Annotated in this window: 16 protein-coding genes; 7 read left to right on the plus strand and 9 right to left on the minus strand. The window is 74.0% G+C overall.

Annotated features, from left to right (window positions below; genetic code table 11):
- Positions 1–1,002, minus strand: coding sequence for a dihydroxyacetone kinase subunit DhaK (gene dhaK / locus ACI79Q_RS00580; protein ID WP_456587936.1), 1,002 nt, complete (start codon positions 1,000–1,002; stop codon positions 1–3).
- A gap of 371 nt (positions 1,003–1,373) precedes the next feature.
- Here dhaK and ACI79Q_RS00585 point away from each other — a divergent pair, with 371 nt between their 5' ends.
- Positions 1,374–2,129, plus strand: coding sequence for an IclR family transcriptional regulator (locus ACI79Q_RS00585; RefSeq protein WP_456587937.1), 756 nt, complete (start codon positions 1,374–1,376; stop codon positions 2,127–2,129).
- 24 nt (positions 2,130–2,153) lie between these two features.
- On the opposite strand, the gene ACI79Q_RS00590 is transcribed toward ACI79Q_RS00585, so the two are convergent.
- Positions 2,154–3,062: an NAD-dependent epimerase/dehydratase family protein gene (locus ACI79Q_RS00590; RefSeq protein ID WP_456612127.1), complete on the minus strand. Its 909-nt coding sequence runs from the start codon at positions 3,060–3,062 to the stop codon at positions 2,154–2,156.
- An 87-nt stretch (positions 3,063–3,149) separates the two neighbouring features.
- Here ACI79Q_RS00590 and glsA point away from each other — a divergent pair, with 87 nt between their 5' ends.
- Positions 3,150–4,103, plus strand: a complete 954-nt coding sequence (gene glsA, locus ACI79Q_RS00595; RefSeq protein WP_456599278.1) for a glutaminase A — start codon at positions 3,150–3,152, stop codon at positions 4,101–4,103.
- A 231-nt stretch (positions 4,104–4,334) separates the two neighbouring features.
- Here glsA and ACI79Q_RS00600 read toward each other — a convergent pair whose 3' ends face one another.
- Complete coding sequence (locus ACI79Q_RS00600) at positions 4,335–5,147, minus strand: SRPBCC family protein (RefSeq protein WP_456587941.1); 813 nt, start codon at positions 5,145–5,147, stop codon at positions 4,335–4,337.
- Between the two features lie 207 nt (positions 5,148–5,354).
- Here ACI79Q_RS00600 and ACI79Q_RS00605 point away from each other — a divergent pair, with 207 nt between their 5' ends.
- Positions 5,355–6,077: a hypothetical protein gene (locus ACI79Q_RS00605; RefSeq protein ID WP_456587942.1), complete on the plus strand. Its 723-nt coding sequence runs from the start codon at positions 5,355–5,357 to the stop codon at positions 6,075–6,077.
- A 148-nt stretch (positions 6,078–6,225) separates the two neighbouring features.
- Positions 6,226–6,681 (plus strand): hypothetical protein, encoded by a 456-nt coding sequence (locus tag ACI79Q_RS00610; RefSeq protein ID WP_456587943.1) that lies wholly within the window; start codon positions 6,226–6,228, stop codon positions 6,679–6,681.
- Positions 6,682–7,081: 400 nt separating this feature from the next.
- Here the strand turns inward: ACI79Q_RS00610 and ACI79Q_RS00615 are convergent, their stop codons facing one another.
- Entirely contained in the window at positions 7,082–8,014 is a 933-nt protein-coding gene (locus ACI79Q_RS00615) for a sugar phosphate isomerase/epimerase family protein (protein ID WP_456587944.1), read from the minus strand.
- Between the two features lie 328 nt (positions 8,015–8,342).
- On the opposite strand from ACI79Q_RS00615, the gene ACI79Q_RS00620 reads away from it, so the two are divergent.
- On the plus strand, positions 8,343–9,065 hold the full coding sequence (locus ACI79Q_RS00620) for a spermidine synthase (RefSeq protein ID WP_456595562.1): 723 nt from the start codon (positions 8,343–8,345) through the stop codon (positions 9,063–9,065).
- Between the two features lie 151 nt (positions 9,066–9,216).
- Here ACI79Q_RS00620 and ACI79Q_RS00625 read toward each other — a convergent pair whose 3' ends face one another.
- The 4 genes from ACI79Q_RS00625 to ACI79Q_RS00640 form a co-directional block, all read right to left on the minus strand.
- The gene (locus tag ACI79Q_RS00625; RefSeq protein WP_456588022.1) at positions 9,217–10,245 is read right to left on the minus strand and encodes a zinc-dependent alcohol dehydrogenase family protein; all 1,029 of its coding nucleotides are present in this window, start codon (positions 10,243–10,245) and stop codon (positions 9,217–9,219) included.
- 99 nt (positions 10,246–10,344) lie between these two features.
- On the minus strand, positions 10,345–11,433 hold the full coding sequence (locus ACI79Q_RS00630) for a 1-acyl-sn-glycerol-3-phosphate acyltransferase (protein WP_456613924.1): 1,089 nt from the start codon (positions 11,431–11,433) through the stop codon (positions 10,345–10,347).
- A 1-nt stretch (position 11,434) separates the two neighbouring features.
- Positions 11,435–12,313: a patatin-like phospholipase family protein gene (locus ACI79Q_RS00635; protein WP_456613925.1), complete on the minus strand. Its 879-nt coding sequence runs from the start codon at positions 12,311–12,313 to the stop codon at positions 11,435–11,437.
- 105 nt (positions 12,314–12,418) lie between these two features.
- Positions 12,419–12,880 carry a DUF1905 domain-containing protein gene (locus ACI79Q_RS00640; RefSeq protein WP_456587958.1) on the minus strand — a complete coding sequence of 154 codons (462 nt, stop codon included), beginning with the start codon at positions 12,878–12,880 and terminating at the stop codon, positions 12,419–12,421.
- Positions 12,881–13,090: 210 nt separating this feature from the next.
- Between ACI79Q_RS00640 and ACI79Q_RS00645 the strand changes: the two genes are divergently transcribed.
- Positions 13,091–14,059, plus strand: a complete 969-nt coding sequence (locus tag ACI79Q_RS00645; protein ID WP_456613926.1) for an asparaginase — start codon at positions 13,091–13,093, stop codon at positions 14,057–14,059.
- Between the two features lie 47 nt (positions 14,060–14,106).
- Positions 14,107–14,997, plus strand: coding sequence for a polysaccharide deacetylase family protein (locus ACI79Q_RS00650; protein WP_456595556.1), 891 nt, complete (start codon positions 14,107–14,109; stop codon positions 14,995–14,997).
- Between the two features lie 71 nt (positions 14,998–15,068).
- Here ACI79Q_RS00650 and fdhA read toward each other — a convergent pair whose 3' ends face one another.
- On the minus strand, positions 15,069–16,292 hold the full coding sequence (gene fdhA / locus ACI79Q_RS00655) for a formaldehyde dehydrogenase, glutathione-independent (RefSeq protein WP_456587961.1): 1,224 nt from the start codon (positions 16,290–16,292) through the stop codon (positions 15,069–15,071).
- Between the last annotated feature and the right edge of the window lie 41 nt (positions 16,293–16,333).

The raw sequence follows: 16,333 nt of genomic DNA on the forward strand, positions 1-16,333 counted from the left end.
TCAGACCCCCCACCGCAGCGCCGGCGTCCGCACGGGCGCGTCCCACAGCGAGAGCAGGTCGTCGTCGACGCGCAGCAACGTGACCGACGTGCCGGCCATGTCGAGGGAGGTGATGAAGTTGCCGACCAGCGAGCGGGCGATCTGCACGCCGCGCCCGGAGAGGATCCGGTTCACCTCGTTGACCATGACGTAGAGCTCGATCAGCGGCGTCCCACCGAGGCCGTTGACGAAGCAGAGGACGCCGTCGCCGGAGCGGAACGGCAGGTCGTCGAGGACCGGCTCGACCAGCATGGCGGCGATCTCCCGTGCCGACGCCAGCGGGATGCGCTCGCGGCCCGGCTCGCCGTGGATGCCCACGCCGAGCTCCATCTCGTCGGGCCCCAGGTCGAACGACGGGTGCCCGACCGCCGGCAACGTGCAGCTGGTGAGCGCGAGGCCCATGCTGCGGCCGTTGGCGTTCACCGTCCGGGCCACGTCGGCGACCTCGTCCAGCGAGCGGCCCTGCTCGGCGGCGGCACCCGCGATCTTCTCCAGCAGGACGGTGACGCCGACCCCCCGCCGCCCCGCCGTCCACGTGCTGTCCTGGACGGCGACGTCGTCGTCGGTGACCACCGGGACCACCCGCGCCCCGGTCTCGGCCTCGGCCAGCTCCGCGGCCATCTCGAAGTTCATGACGTCGCCGGTGTAGTTCTTGACGACGTGCAGGACTCCTGCGCCGCCGTCGACCAGCTTCGTGGCCGCGAGCACCTGGTCGGGCACCGGAGACGTGAAGATCTCGCCGGCGCAGGCGGCGTCGAGCATGCCCAGCCCCACGAATCCGCCGTGCAGCGGCTCGTGGCCGGAGCCGCCGCCGGAGACGATGCCGACCTTGCCCGGCTTCGGCAGGTCGCCGCGGTGGATCACCTTGTTCGCGTGGTCGACCCGCAGGTCGGGGTGTGCGGCCTCGAAGCCCCGCAGGGCTTCCGAGACGACGTCCGCTGGGTCGTTGACGAGCTTCTTCATGACCTCGGTTCTCCTGGTGGCGTAGGGATCAGGAGGCCGTCGCGGGTGCGCGGGCCTCGTCGGGGGCGCCCACGTCGACGCCGGGCACGGCGGCGCGCCACGGCGGGCGTCCGCGCGATGACGGTGCAGGCGAGTGCGGGGCCCACCACGCCGTCGACCGTCGCCGCCGTGCGGTGGTCCACACGGACCACGGTGGCCTCGCCGGAGAACCCGACGACCGGACGCCGGGGCAGGGCCGTCTCGTCGAGCACGGGGCCTCCGCTTCACCGAAGACCATTCGACATCGTCGAATGTGTGACGTAGATTACTAGAGCGCGCCGGTGCTCGACAAGGCACGGCCGCGCACCGGGACGAGCGGGAGGGGCGGGCCGGTGATTCAGTCCGTCGACCGGGCGGTCCGGGTGCTGACGGCCCTGCAGGGCTCCCGCCGGATGGCCCTGTCCGAGCTGGCCGCCAGGCTCGAGCTGCCCCCGTCGACCGTGCACGGGCTGGTGCGCACCCTCGTCTCCCACGGGCTGGTGGTGCAGGAACGCGGGTCGGGCCGCTACCAGCTGGGCCCCGCCGTCCTGCGCCTGGGCAACGTCTACCTCGACACCATCGAGCTGCGCTCCCGCGCGATCCCGTGGGCCGAGGAGGTGGCCCGCCGGACCGGGTTCGCGGTGCGGACCGCCGTCCTGCTGCTCGACGACGTCGTGATCATCCACCACGAGCCGCGCCCCGACGGCAGCCGGCAGATGCCGGAGGTGGGGATCGTCATCCCCGCCCACGCCTGCGCCCTGGGCAAGGCGATCCTCGCCTTCTCCGGAGCGGCCGGACGGGGTGTGCTCCAGGAGCCGCTGAAGAGCATGACGGGCGAGACCCTCACCTCCGTGACGGAGCTCCGGGCCGAGCTGGAGGAGGCGCGCTCCACCGCTGTCGCCCTGGAGCAGGAGGAGGCTCTCCTCGGCGAGTGCGGGCTCGCCGCGCCGGTCTTCGATGCGCACGCCGATGTCGCCGGCGCCATCGGCGTCGTCGTCCCGTCGGCCGCCTGGCCGGTGGACGACTCCGTCCTAGGGGCGGTCCGGGAGGCGGCGCGGGCCGTCTCCCGGGAACTCGGCGCGCCGGGGTGGCCCGTGCACGGCGTCTAGCTCCTCACCGGTCCACCGGGCGCCTCACGAACGTGAGGTCAGGCCCTGCCGCAGCTCGCCCAGCGCCTGCGCGAGGCTGACGCGGGGCTGCCAGCCCCACCCGCGCGCGCGGTCGGTGCGCAGCCGGCCGGTCCAGACCGGCTCGTCGGTCCACTCGGGCTCGACGCCCAGCGCATCGGTCACCGTGCCGAGGTAATCCCGCCAGGTCGCGGGCTCGCCCGCGACGATGACCGGGGTCGTACCGCCGGCGACCGGGCCCCGTTCCGCGTCGTCGGCAGTCGCGACGGCGCCCGTGGCGACGTCCGCGATCAGGGCCGCCAGGTCCTCGACGTGCACCCAGGCCCAGGTCTGCGCCGGGTTCGCCCGGCGGCTCCCGTCGCGGATCGCCCGCGGCCGCAGCGTGTTCCACACCGACGTCTCGCCGGCCCCCAGGATGGCCGGCGGGCGGACCAGCACGGTGGTGAGCCCGCTGATCTGCGCAAGCGCGGCGTCGGCGGCGTTCTTGGTGTCGGGGTAGTCGCCGCTCCCCTCGGGCAGGAGGGCGCCGTCCTCGGCCACGTCCCCGACGCCGGCCGAGCGGTCGTAGACCCCGGCCGTGGACACGTGGACGAGCCGGGCGACGCCGGCATCGCGGGCGGCCCGGGCGAAGGCCGACGTGCCCTCGACGCCCACCCGGTGCTGCACCTCCCGGGGCGAACCCATCGGGTGGACGGTCGTGACGACCGCGTCGACGCCCCGGGTCACCGTGCCGGCGAAGCCCTCGTCGGCGAAGTCACCGACGTGCTCGACGACCCCGTCGAGCGCGGGCGCACTGCCGGCGCGCCGGACGACGGCGCGCACCTGCGCCGAGCGCTCGACCAGCGCGCGGCACACCGCGGTGCCCACCAACCCGTTCGCACCGGTCACCACGACGGCGGGAGAGGTATCGGCCATGCCGTCCACCCTGCCAGCGACCCGACTTCGGCGCCTGCCGCGCGGGGCGGGGGGTGTCGGCAGCCGGCCGACGGGTAACGGGGGTCGATGCCCCCCTCCCCCTCGTCGCCCTCCGCTGCCGACGGGACCAGCGACCTGGCGGCGGTGCTCGCCGAGGTCGCGGACCGGTCCCAGCATCGCGCCGAGGAGGGCGAGGTCAAGGAGCAGCCCGAGGAGCTGACCTCGGCCGAGCCCGCCCGCTTCGCCCTGGCGCTCGCCGAGCTCGACGGGACCGAGCACGTCACCGGGGACGCCGACGTCGGCTTCGCGGTCCAGAGCGTCGTGAAGGTCTTCGCGCTCACGGCTGCCCTGCAGCGGGTGGGTGAGGAGCTGTTCGAGCGGCTGGGCCGCGAGCCGTCCGGGGACCCGTTCAACTCGCTGATCCAGCTCGAGCACGAGAAGGGCGTGCCGCGGAACCCGTTCATCAACGCCGGGGCCCTCGTGGTGAGCGACGTGCTGATCGACGTGGCGGACGATCCCGTCGGCTCGGTGGCCGGCCTCCTGGGCGAGCTGGTCGGCGACGAGCTGGTGGTCGACGAGACCGCACTCGACGCCGAGCGGGAGGGCAGCCACCTCAACCGCGCCATCGCCCACCTCATGCGGTCGTTCGGGAACCTGCACCACGAGGTCGACGAGGTCATCGAGCTCTACGCCCGCCTGTGCTCCCTCACGGTCACCACGCGGACGCTGGCCCGAGCCGCTCGTTTCCTGGCCAACGACGGCGTCGAGCCACGCACGGGAGCCACGGTGCTCTCCGAGCCCCTCGCGCGCCGGGTCAACGCGCTGATGCTGACGTGCGGCACGTACGACGCGGCCGGCCAGTTCGCCTACGACCTGGGATTCCCGTGCAAGAGCGGCGTCGCCGGCGCGGTCATGGGCGACGTGCCGGGCCGGTTCGGTGTGTGCGCGTGGTCGCCGCCGCTGGACGAGAAGGGCAACTCACGAGCGGGACGGGCCGCCCTGCACCTGCTGTCGGAACGGCTCGACCTGTCCCTGTTGTGACCTGCCCCGGCCGCACCGGTACGGGGTGGGCGACCCTCCGCTCCGGCCAGGCGGACCCGGCCGTCCGGACGAGGTCCCGGCGCGATGGGCCGGCACCCGCATCCGGCCACGGCGCTCCGGCTCGGGGTCGCGGTGCCCGGAAGGGCTCCACCGACGGAGTGGCGGCGGCCCCGGGCCGCCGCGTGGCGGTCGGGTCCGAGGGAGCTGTCCCGGACCCGACCGCCGTGCGGGTCAGCGGCTGCCGCCCCCGATCATGGGGTCGTCGTCGGAATCCCTGGTTCCCCGCTCCACGCCCTCGGTGGAGGTGCCAGCGGTGAAGCCGGCGGGGTCGGACTCGTCCACGACGACCTCGTCGCGCACCGCCTCCCTCGGCGGCTGCGGAACGACCGCGACGTCCTCCTGCGGGGGCTGTGCCTTCTCCTGGCCGCCGCCCTGACTGCTCCCGGACGCGGCGGCGGCAGCACCCGCGGCCGCCACGCCGGCCACCGCGGCCGCCCCCGCGGCGACGGCCTTGCCGGACACCCCCGCCTTCCCGCTGTCGCCGCGGGAGGTGAAGGCCGCGTTCACCCCGGGGGTGCCGACGTCCTCTCCGGGGTTGATCGTGCCGCGCCATCCGCCGGTGGCGTAGCCCTCGCTCTCCACGAGGGACTTGAAGCGCTGGAGGTCGGACTCCACCTGCCGCTCCACGACGCCGAGCTTGTCGCCGACCTTCTCCACGAGCCCTTCGGGCTCGTACTCCAGCGACAGGTGGACGAGGGTGGACCCTGCGCCGACCGGCTCGAACCGCACGGCGCCGGCGTTCGTCGCGCCCTCCTGCGCGGCCCAGGCGATCTTCTGGTCCGGCACCTGCTCGATGATGACTGCTTCCCACTCGCGCCGGACGCCCGCGATCTCCGCCACCCAGTGCAGGCGCTTGTCGCCGTGCTGGTGCACCTCCTTGACCCCGCCCATGAAGTACGGGAAGTCCTCGAACTGGGTCCACTGGTTGTAGGCCGTGGACACCGGTACGTCGACCTGGATCGACTTCTCGGCCTTGGTGGTCATCGCTGACTCCTTGTCACTGGTCGTCCGCTGTCGTAACTGCGCCACTCGGCTACCCCCGCCACGGACGGTCGATGCAGCGCCTCGCGGTCCGCGTCGACGTGCCATGGGTGCCTCGCGCCGGACCGGGCGGCCGAGCCGGCCCGGGAACCACCGGCCGGGTGGAGGACGTTGTCCCTGGCGCCCCCACCGCCTGAGACGAGGAGCCCGATGACCACCCCGCTGCCGACCGGCACCGCCGGCGCCCTGGACGTGCGGGCCGACGAGGAGCTGTCCTTCCTGCTCTCGCTGGACCCCGCGGTGGTCGCCGTCCTCGGTGGCGTGCTCCTCGTGCTCCTGCTGGTCGCCGCTCTCGCCGGATGGCTGGTGCTCAGGCGCTTCCGGCGCAGCCCGCTCGCGGCCCGTGGCCGGGAGCTCGCCGCCCGCGGCCGGGTGCTCGGTGTGCAGGGGGCCACCGCCGTCGCCGCGCGCCGTCTGCCGCCGGGCCAGCGGCGCTCGGCCGCGGAGCTCCAGCTCGACGTCGCCCGAGCCCGGGACGGGCTGCGCCGCCAGGTCGTCGCGGCCCAGGCCGCCGGTGCGCATCTCGGCGACGTCCCCGAGCTGCTGCCGTCGCTGGAGGCCGAGGGCAGCCGCCTCGAGCAGCGCCTGCGGCAACGGGCGCTGTTCCCGAACCCGACGGAGCAGGCCGACCCGGAGCCGGAGGCCCGGGCGTACCTCGAGATGGTCGCCGACGTCTGCGACGCGGTGCGGCAGGCGGAGGACGTCGCGTCGGCGGCCGGGAGGCCGGCCACCGACGTCGCCGACGCGGTCGCGGCGCTCCGCGCGCACACCACCGCCTACCAGGAGCTCACCGCCCAGCCGGTGGCGCCGCCGCTGCCCCGGGTCCCGTCCCCGTCGCCGGAACCCCCGGTCCGGGAGCCCACGCAGCGGTAAACGGATGGGCCCGGGGTACGTGCCCGGCGGCAGCGCGGCCTGGACGGATCAGGGCACCGGGATGCCGCGACGCCACCGGGTGGACCATCGCCATGACGCGCGTCACACTCCTGTCGTCGAGGCGTCCACCGAACAGGAGCACCGGGCCATGCGCCGCTGCTTGATCGTCGCCAACCAGACCCTCTCCGCCGACGCGCTCCGGCGGGCCGTCCAGGACCGGATCACCGCCGAACCGCACGCGTTCCACCTCGTCGCGCCCGCCACCCCGGCAGAGGACGAGGTGGAAGGCCCCAGCGCCTACGCCGGCCTGGGGCCCTCCGTGACCGACCGCGCGTACGCGCTCGCCCGCCAGCGCCTCGACCGGGCGCTGGAGGACCTCCGCGCCCTGGGCGCCCAGGTCGACGGCGAGGTCGGCGACCCCGACGCGCTCCAGGCCGTGCGGGCCACCCTCGGCCACTTCCCGGCGGACGAGATCGTCGTCTCCACGCTGCCGCACACGCTCTCCCACTGGCTCCGCCGTGATCTACCGGCGCGGCTGCGCAAGAGCTGCGGCGTCCCGGTCACCCACCTCAGCGCCGACGCCGCCACGAGTACGAGCGCGTGAGGGCGCACGGCAGGCGGGTCGCAGTCGTCGCCTGAGCCGCCCGATCGAGGCGGAGGTGAAGGCGACACCCCCAAGGCCACCGGACGGCCGCTCCAGATCGAGGAGCTGACCGCGCAGCAGATCATCGACTCCGCCGCTCCGGAGGAGCGCCCGATCCTGGAGGCGTCCCTGGCGCACTGGGCCACGCTGGTCGGCGATCCCGAGAACTCCACCGACGACGTCCTCGCGGTCACCGGTCGCCCGGCCCTGAGTTTCGCGCAGTGGGCCGAGGAGCACGCCGCGCAGTTCGGCCTGGTCAGGGCGTAGCTCCGGCGTCACCCCTCGGGACCGCCCTCGCACAGGAGGAGGCGGCCCCGGACGTCCGGGACCGCCTCCTCGGGAGGGCGCGCTGCGCCCTCGGTCAGCGGGTCGAGCAGGTGAGGTAGGCGAAGCCCTCCCGCGCCGCCTCGAAGGGGTCGAACGTGGGGTCGCCGAAGCGCGGGTCGTGCTCGACGACGAAGTACCGGGTGCTGCCGCCGGCCACCCGGAAGATCGGCGCGAAGTCGATGTCCCCGCGTCCGACGATCTCGATCCGCCGGTCGAGCTCCTCGTTCAGGTCCTTGACGTGGAACAGCCGGACCCGGTTGCCGTACTCCTCGATGATCTCGATCGGATCGGCGCCGGCGAAGACCGCCCAGTACAGGTCGAGCTGCGACACGACGTGCCGCCGCTCGGTGTGCTCCATGAGGATGTCGAAGGCGCTGCGGTCGCCGAAGGTGGTCTCGAACTCCCAGTTGTGGTTGTGGACCATGAGCCACTGCCCGGCCTGGCGGGCCTGCGCACCGACCGCGTCCAGGTACTCGGCGTAGGCGATCCACTCGGCCTCGGTCGTGAGCTGCGGGGTGCCACCGGAGCCGAAGTAGCGGACGCCCAGGACCCGGTTCTCCTCGAGGATCTGCGCGATGTCCGCCGGCTCGGCGTGCGTGCCGACGCCGACGTGCCGCCCGGAGGCCTTGAGCCGGTACTCCCGGAGCAGGTCGGCGTACTGCTCCGCGGTCATCCCGCTCAGGGTGAACGGCTCGACGTTGCGGTAGCCCATCTCGCTGAGCCGGCGGAGGACCTCCTCGTGACGGGCCTGCGTGGCGGCGTCGGTGCCGAAGCCGATGTACTCGGCGAACGTCCACAGCTGGACGGAGACCTTGCTCGCCGGCACGGGCCGCTCGGCGCAGTCGGAGGTCCCGGACGCCCCGGGCGCGGGCGGTGCCGCACTCGCCGTGCCGACGAGTCCCAGGAACAGCAGTGCGGACAGCGCAGCGAACAGCGCGGCCCGCAGCGTGTGGCGCAGTCTCTTCATCACCTTCACGGATTCCCCTCGAGTGGCTGTGACGGCGCGCGTCACCGAGCGCAGGGAGCGCCCGTTCGGCGTGCCGTTCGTGACGAGATCTCAGGGGGGCCACGCCGGACGACGACCCCTGAGGCCCCGGGTGTGTGCTGCGTCACGAAGCTAGCAAGGCTTCTGCTCTGCCGGTAGCAGAAGTTCGTCAACGACGGGCGCATGTGCTCGCCCGGGCATCTACGGGGAGATGGCGTCGGGTCCGCCCGACGTTCCCCGCCCGCGCGAGCCGGGAACAGTGGCCCCGACCGGGACGACTGCGGCCCGGTGCAGCAGCGAGGGGGGACGCGTGTCGGTGGGCAAGCGCTTCGAGGAGCTCGCCTGGAGCCCCACGCCGATCGGCGAGCTCAGCCTCCGCCGGCGCCGGGACCCGGTGACGGGGGCCGACGTGTTCGAGGTCAAGCTGGGCGACGAATTCCTGATGTCCTCCCTGTTCACGGTCGCCGAGGTGGAGGTCGCCCGGCTGGCCCTGGCGCGATTGGACGGCGACCGGCTGGACGTGGCGGTCGGGGGCCTGGGGCTCGGCTACACCGCCCAGGCGGTGCTCGCCGACCCCCGGGTCGCCGAGCTCGTGGTGGTCGATCTGCTGGAGCCGGTCATCGAGTGGCACGAGCAGGGGCTGCTGCCGCTCGGGCGCGCCGTCGCCGCGGACCCGCGGTGCCGACTGGTGCACGGCGACTTCTTCGCGATGGTCGCGGGAGACGGGTTGGACCCGGCGGCCCCCGGCCGGGTCTTCGACGCCGTCGTCGTGGACATCGACCACTCCCCCGGGCACCTGCTGGACGAGGGCAACGCACCCTTCTACCGCCCCTCGGGCATGCGACGGCTGGCCGCCCTCCTCCGGCCCGGCGGCGTCTTCTCGCTGTGGTCGAACGAGCCACCCGACGAGGAGTACCTGGCCGCGCTGTCGGCGGTCTTCGTCGACGTCGACGCGCAGGTGGTGAACTTTCCCAACCCGCTGCAGGACCGCCCCGCCGCCAACACGGTCTACCTGGCCACCGCCCGGGGGTGAGCGCGGCCTTCGCCGCCGAGACGTCGGGCGGCGCCGCCGGAACGTCCCGCCTGCCCGACGGGGTCCACCGGAGTGGCTCTCCGCGCGAGACCGCGCCACGATGGGCCCCCGCCGAACCTGGAGCCCGGTCTCCCGACCGGCAGACGGCCGGTCAGCGAGAAGGATCGACCATGGTCATGCCCGCCACCGTCGCACGGTCGAACCCGGGGAGCAGCGCAGCCGCCTCGTCCAGTCCGATCGTGCGTTCCACCAGCCGCTCGGGGTCGAGCGCACCCTGCTCGATGAGGGCCAGCATCCCCGGGTAGTCGGCAGCCGCCATCCCGTGGCTCCCGAGCAGATCGAGTTCCCAGCCGATCACCCGCTCCATCGGGACCCGGGGGTGCCCGCCGACGGGTGGCAGCAGCCCGACCTGGACGTGCCGGCCCCGACGGCGCAGGGCGAGGATGGCGTCGGCACAGGTCTGCTCGCTGCCCACGGCGTCGACTGCGACGTGGCTGCCGCCACCGGTCAGGTCGCCGACCACGGCGGGGACGTCGATGCCGTCCGCCCGCAGGGTGTGCTCCGCGCCCAGCGCGGCGGCGACGTCGAGCGCCTCGGGATTGCGGTCCACCGCGACGACCCGGCCGCCCAGCGCGCGGGCGATCATGACCGCGCTGAGCCCCAGACCGCCGGCGCCGAGCACGGTCACCCACTCCCCCTCTCGGACCCGCGCACGGCCCACCAGGGCGCGGTACGCCGTGGCGAACCGGCAGCCGAGGCCCGCCGCGGCCGCGAACCCGACGTGGTCGGGGATGCCCACGAGGTTGGTGTCCGCGGCGTGCAGGGCCACGTACTCGGCGAACGATCCCCAGTGGGTGAAGCCGGGCTGCTGCTGATCGGGGCAGACCTGGGCCTCCCCGGCCCGGCACCACGCGCACCGGCCGCAGCCGCAGACGAACGGCACGGTGACGCGGTCACCGATCCGCCAGCGACGGACACCGGCACCTCGCTCCACCACCACACCGGCGAGCTCGTGCCCCGGTACGTGCGGGAAGGCGATGTCGTCGTGGCCTGCCCAGGCGTGCCAATCACTGCGGCACATCCCGGTGGCCATCACCCGCACGACCACCCCGTTCGCCGGCGCGGCGGGCACCGCCACCTCCCGCACGAGCGGCTGTGCCCGGACAGCGTCGACGACCATGGCGCGCACCCCGCCATGCTGCCAGCCCGCGGGAACCGGCCGGGAACGCCTCGCCCCAGAGCGGCGGCGTGGCCGGCCGCTGCTGCACGGGTGCGACGGTCAGGCGCCTCCGGTGGTGCGCCTCGTCACCGCACCGGACCGCCCGCGGGGCGTCGGCTCGTGCGCCGCTTCCCGGCGGCGGGTCTCGTCGATCCACGCGTCGATGCCCTCCCACCAGTGGTATAGCCAGTCGACCTGCTCGGTCGCCTCGCGCGGCACGTCGGCCGCCGGGACGAACCACCAGCGCAGGTGCAGCGTCTTGTCCATGGGCAGGCCCCGCCACAGGTCCCGCACGGTGTTGAGGTGCTCCAGCCCGGTGTGCGCGACGAAGACGACGTCCGCGTGCGGGGCCGCCTGGAGCGCCGCGGCGACGCCGGCCGGCCGCGGTGGCAGCACGTGCTGCATCGCCTCGGCCCGGCGGACCGCGGCGAGCAGCCCCCGGGAGCGCAGCCGCTCGATGGCCCGGAAGCGACGCTGCGGGGTGAAGTTCGCCCCCTCGGGGAAGACCAGGAGGGCGTCCTCCTCGCCGAGCTCTCGGGCCAGGTCGGCGATCGCCCGTACGGAGGCCTCGGAAGCCCCCGGCCCGGCCGCGACGAAGTGGTTGGGCAGCCGGTTGAGGTAGAGGTCGATCAAGGGGTCGAGCTGGAGGAAGTCCTTGAGCACGATCCGCGGCCGGCGGAGGTGGTCGCGGTTCATCAGGGTGTGCACGAGCAGGAGCGAGTCCCCCGGCCCCGCATGGCGGGAGAGCACGATCATGGCGTTCGTCGAGCCGGGCTGGCCGTCGTCGAGCGGTGACCAGGACGCGCCGTCGGTGACCAGCCGCAGGGCGAAGATCCGCTGCGCCACCCGCATGAGCACGTCGAGGAGCACGCGCAGGACGGTGTAGTGCGCCCCACGGTAGGCCGACCGGGTCAGCAGGCCCGCCCGCCGCAGCGTCCACAGCACCGCGCCGGCCGCCTGGCCGGCGACCTGCATCGCCACGTAGACCAGCACGAAGAGCAGCAGGCGCAGCGCCCGCCAGCGGCCGGGGAGCCACACCGAGACGATCGCGGCCACCAGCACCAGCACGGGCAGCAGCACGATCCCGGCCATGAGGGCACCCAGCAGGAGGGGGGCGGCGAGGCGGCGCACGGGGCGCGGTGGGAGCACGTCAGACAGTCCTGTCCTCGGACGGATGGGTCCGCGCCAGGTGGTCACGGGCGGCGTCCCGGGCCCGGTCGATCCGGCTCCGCACACCGGAGAAGTCGCGGTAGCGCAGGTTCCGCAGGTCACCGGCCGAGGGCTCGGCCTGCTCCCCCGAGGGCAGGACGTGCAGCGCCACCCCCGAGGGCAGCGCCGCGAGGTCGGCGGCGAACCGGTGCCGCCGGGCGATCTCGAACGCCACCGTCGCGACCTCCCAGGGCCGGGTCGGTGGGCGCAGCGGCCGGTCGATCCGCCCGACGTGGAGCACGTAGATGGTGTCGGCGCCCAGCGCCACCGCCCGCCCCACCGGGATGCTGTGCACCAGCCCGCCGTCCAGGTAGTGCTCGCCGTCGAGCTCGACCGGCGGGAGCAGGCCGGGCACCGCGCAGGACGCGAGCACCGCGGGGACGAGCGGCCCGTCGGAGAACCAGTGCTCGGCGGCCCGCTCGATGCTGGCGGCGACGCACTGGAACGGGACCTGCAGCTCGCCGAAGGTCTCCACCGGCAGGTGCCGGGCGAGCAGGTCGCGCAGCGGCTCCCGCGGGTGCAGGTGGGTGCGGGTCCGCACCAGCGTCCCGACACGCGCCAGCACGGAGCCGGCCAGGACCCCCTCGGATGCCAGCTCCTCCCAGACGGCGCGCATCCGGTCCACCGCGGCCGGCGTGGGGTCGGCCGCGACGAGCGCGCCGTTGATGGCGCCCACCGACGTGCCCACGATCAGGTCCGGGCGGATTCCGTGCTCGAAGAGGGCCTCGAGCATCCCGACCTCGGCCGCTCCGAGCACTCCCCCGCCGCCGAGGACGAAGGCCGTGCCTCCTCCACCGGCCGGCACCTGCGTCGAAGCCATGGCCGCATCCTGCCAACTCCCCGCCCGGCCGGCCGGACGTGCGGGACCCGGCACCGCTCCGGTACCGACGACGCGGCGGGGAACCCCGCCGTCCAGCGGATCGGGTCACGTGAGCGCGGCGAGCACCTTCGTGACGCGGCGGGCGCTCGTCTCCGGAGTGCGGGCACCGGCCACCGACTCCGCGTGCGCCCGCTGCTTGCTGTACGAGAGGACCGCCCAGGCGTCGGCCGCGGCGGGGTGGGCGGCGAAGGCCTCGGCGAGCGCGGGCGGGAGGTCCACCGTGCGCGGCGCGTCGTCGACCTCGAGCCGCACCTCGACCTCGTCCCCCGCCCCACGGCCGGTGGCCGCGCGGGTCGCGGCGTTGAAGGTCACGAGGAACCGGCCGCCCATCGAGGCGGTGGTCGTGCGGTAGGTGTGGCCGCCGTCGACGGTGACGACCACGGGCACCCGCGCACCGCGGCCGAAGCTCCGCAGCACGTCGTCGGGAACGACGATGCCGACGTTGTTCCCGCCGCTCGCCCAGAGGGTGGTGCGAAAGGTGGCCGAGGTGGTGGGGGTGCTGGTCATGAGGGCTCCTGCCGTTCCGCGTCGCTGACGAGCGGTAGACCCCCGCCGCCACCCGTTCTCATCGGTCCGGTCGGCCGACCGCGAGCGGGCGGGATCGACGCACGCCCCCTCGTGCGCGGCGCGGTGCGTCTCCGGTCGCCGACCTGCGACGGAGGGAGGAACGTAGGGCAGGTCGTCGCCGCATGGAGTTCCAGCCCGGACGGAGGTCGCGTGGCACGTGTCCACCTGCTCGCCACAGGCGGCACCATCGCCAGCCGGCAGGGGCCCGAGGGGCTCGCGGCCGTCACCCCCGCAGCCGAACTGCTCGAGGCGGCCGGTCCCCTGGCTGGCCTGAGCGTGACGACGAGCGACCTCGGCACCGTCGGCAGCTTCGCGCTCACGACGTCCGACCTGCGGGAGCTGGTGGCCGAGGCGCGACGCTGCCTGGCCGGCGGGGTGGACGGCGTCGTCGTCACCCAGGGCACCGACACCATGGAGGAATCCGCGTACCTCGCCGACCTCGTCCACGACGACCCGCGCCCGATCGTCTTCACCGGGGCGCAACGCCCGTTCGACAGCCCGGCTCCCGACGGTCCCGCCAACCTCGCCGATGCGCTGCGGGTCGCCGCCTCCCCCGCCGCGCGGGACCTCGGCGCCCTGCTCTGCTTCGACGGCCTGGCCTTCGCCGCCCGCGGGGTGCGCAAGGTCGACACCCTGCGCAGCGGTGCGTTCGGCGCTCCCGGGCGTGGGCCGGTGATCCGGCTGGCCGGCGAGTCGGTGCTGCCGCTGGCCACGCCCGCGCGCCGCCCATCCCTCCCGCTCGACCTGCGGTCGGAGCTGCCCCGCGTCGACGTCGTGGCCTGCTACCTGGGCGCGGACGCGTCGCTGCTGCACGCGGCGGTGGCCGCCGGCGCCGCGGGCGTCGTCGTGCAGGCCTTCGGCGCCGGCAACGTCCCCCCGGCGATCGCCGAGGCCGCCGAGGAGCTCGTGGCCCGCGGGATCCCCGTCCTGGTGTGCTCCCGGGTGGCATCGGGCCCCGTGGCACCGCTCTACGCCGCCGGCGGAGCCCGCCTGGCGCGCGGCGGGGCCGTGTTCGCCGGTGATCTGAGCCCGTGGCAGGGGCGGCTGCTGCTGGCGGCGGCGCTCGCCCTCGCCCCCGACAATCCGCAGCGGGTCCTGGCCCAGCACCTCACCGGCTGAACCCCCGCCCCGGCCCGGGGCGGCCTACGCGAAGGAGCGCGACGACGATGAGCAAGGAGATCTTCGTGGCCTTCGGTGTCGACATCGACGCCGTGGGCGGCTGGCTTGGCTCGTACGGCGGGGAGGACTCCCCGGACGACATCTCGCGGGGTGTGTTCGCCGGCGAGGTCGGCGTCCCGCGCATCCTCGAGCTCTTCCGGCGCAACGAGCTCACCCAGACGTTCTTCTGGCCGGGGCACTCGATCGAGACGTTCCCGGAGCAGTTCGACGCCTGTGTCGCGGCCGGGCACGAGATCGGCGTCCACGGCTACAGCCACGAGAACCCGATCGCGATGAGCCGGGAACAGGAGCAGGCGGTGCTCGACCGCTGCATCGGGCTGATCGAGCAGAGGGCCGGGCGCCGCCCGACGGGGTACGTCGCGCCGTGGTGGGAGTTCAGCGGCGTCACGAACGAGCTGCTGCTCGAGCGCGGGATCACGTACGACCACTCGTTGATGCACCGCGACTTCGAGCCCTACTACGTCCGGGTCGGCGACTCGTGGACGAAGATCGACTACTCGGCGCCCGCGGAGAGCTGGATGGAGCCGCTCGTCCGCGGGGAGGAGACCGATCTGGTCGAGATCCCCGCCAACTGGTACCTCGACGACCTGCCGCCGATGATGTTCATCAAGTCCAGCCCCAACAGCCACGGCTTCGTCAACCCGCGGGACATCGAGCAGATGTGGCGCGACCAGTTCGACTGGGTGCACCGGGAGATGGACTACGCGGCCTTCACCATGACCATCCACCCGGACGTCGCCGGACGACCGCAGGTGCTGCTCATGCTGGAACGCCTGATCGAGCACATCAACGGGCACGACGGCGTCCGCTGGGCGACGTTCGACCAGATCGCCGACGACTTCCTGCGCCGCTCCCCGCGCACGGCTGGCCGGTCCTAGGTCCGGGCGCGGCCGGGCGTCCCCGCACCGCCGGCCAGGGCGGTGCGGGGACGCCGGGGAACCGGCCCCGATCAGGCGGCCGTGCCCACCATGCCGTGCGGATCGAGCACGTACTTGCGGGGCGCGCCCTGGTCGAACTCGGTGTAGCCGCGCGGTGCGTCCTCCAGCGGGATGACCGTGGCGTTGACCGCCTTCGCGATCTGCACCTTGTCGTGCAGGATCGCCATCATCAGCTGGCGGTTGTACCGCATGACCGGGCACTGGCCGGTGGTGAAGACGTGCGACTTCGCCCAGCCCAACCCCAGCCGGATGGAGAGCGACCCGGTCTTCGCCGCCTCGTCGGCCGCGCCCGGGTCCCCGGTGACGTAGAGCCCGGGGATGCCGAGGGCACCGCCGGCCCGGGTGATCTCCATCAGCGAGTTCAGCACGGTCGCGGGCGCCTCCTGCTGGGCCCCCTCGCCGTGCCCCCGGGCCTCGAAGCCCACGGCGTCCACGCCGCAGTCGACCTCGGGCTCGCCCAGAATCTGGGCGATCTGGTCCTTCGGGTCGCCCTTGGAGACGTCGATCGTCTCGCAGCCGAAGCTGCGGGCCTGGGCCAGCCGGTCCTCGATCAGGTCGCCCACGATCACGACCGCGGCCCCGAGCAGGTGCGCCGACACGGCCGCTGCCAGTCCCACGGGACCGGCGCCGGCGATGTACACCGTCGACCCGGTGGTCACCCCGGCCGTGTAGCAGCCGTGGTAGCCGGTCGGGAAGATGTCGGACAGCATCGTGAGGTCCTGGATCTTCTCCAGCGCCTGGTCGCGGTCGGGGAAGCGCAGGCAGTTGAAGTCCGCGTACGGAACCATGACGTACTCGGCCTGACCTCCGGTCCATCCGCCCATGTCGACGTACCCGTACGCCGAGCCCGGACGGTCCGGGTTCACCGTGAGGCAGAGGCCGGTTCGCCCCTCCTTGCAGTTGCGGCAGCGGCCGCAGGCGATGTTGAACGGCACGCTGACGATGTCGCCGACGTCCAGGAACTCGACGTCGGGCCCCTTCTCCACGACCTCCCCGGTGATCTCGTGCCCGAGGACCAACCCCTCGGGAGCGGTCGTGCGCCCGCGCACCATGTGCTGGTCGCTGCCGCAGATGTTGCTGGTGACCGTCTTGAGGATGACCCCGTGCGGCGTCTTGCGGCCGACGTTGGACGGGTGCACCCCCGGGCCGCTCGACAGCTCCAGCTTGGGGTAGTCCAGGTCCGCGACCTCCACCTTGCCCGGTCCCATGTACCGGACGGCCTTGTTCCCTGCCACCGCGCTCCTCCTCTGGTCCTGGACGGCCCGCGTCGTGCGCG

Source organism: Blastococcus sp. SYSU DS0828 (genome assembly GCF_054050975.1).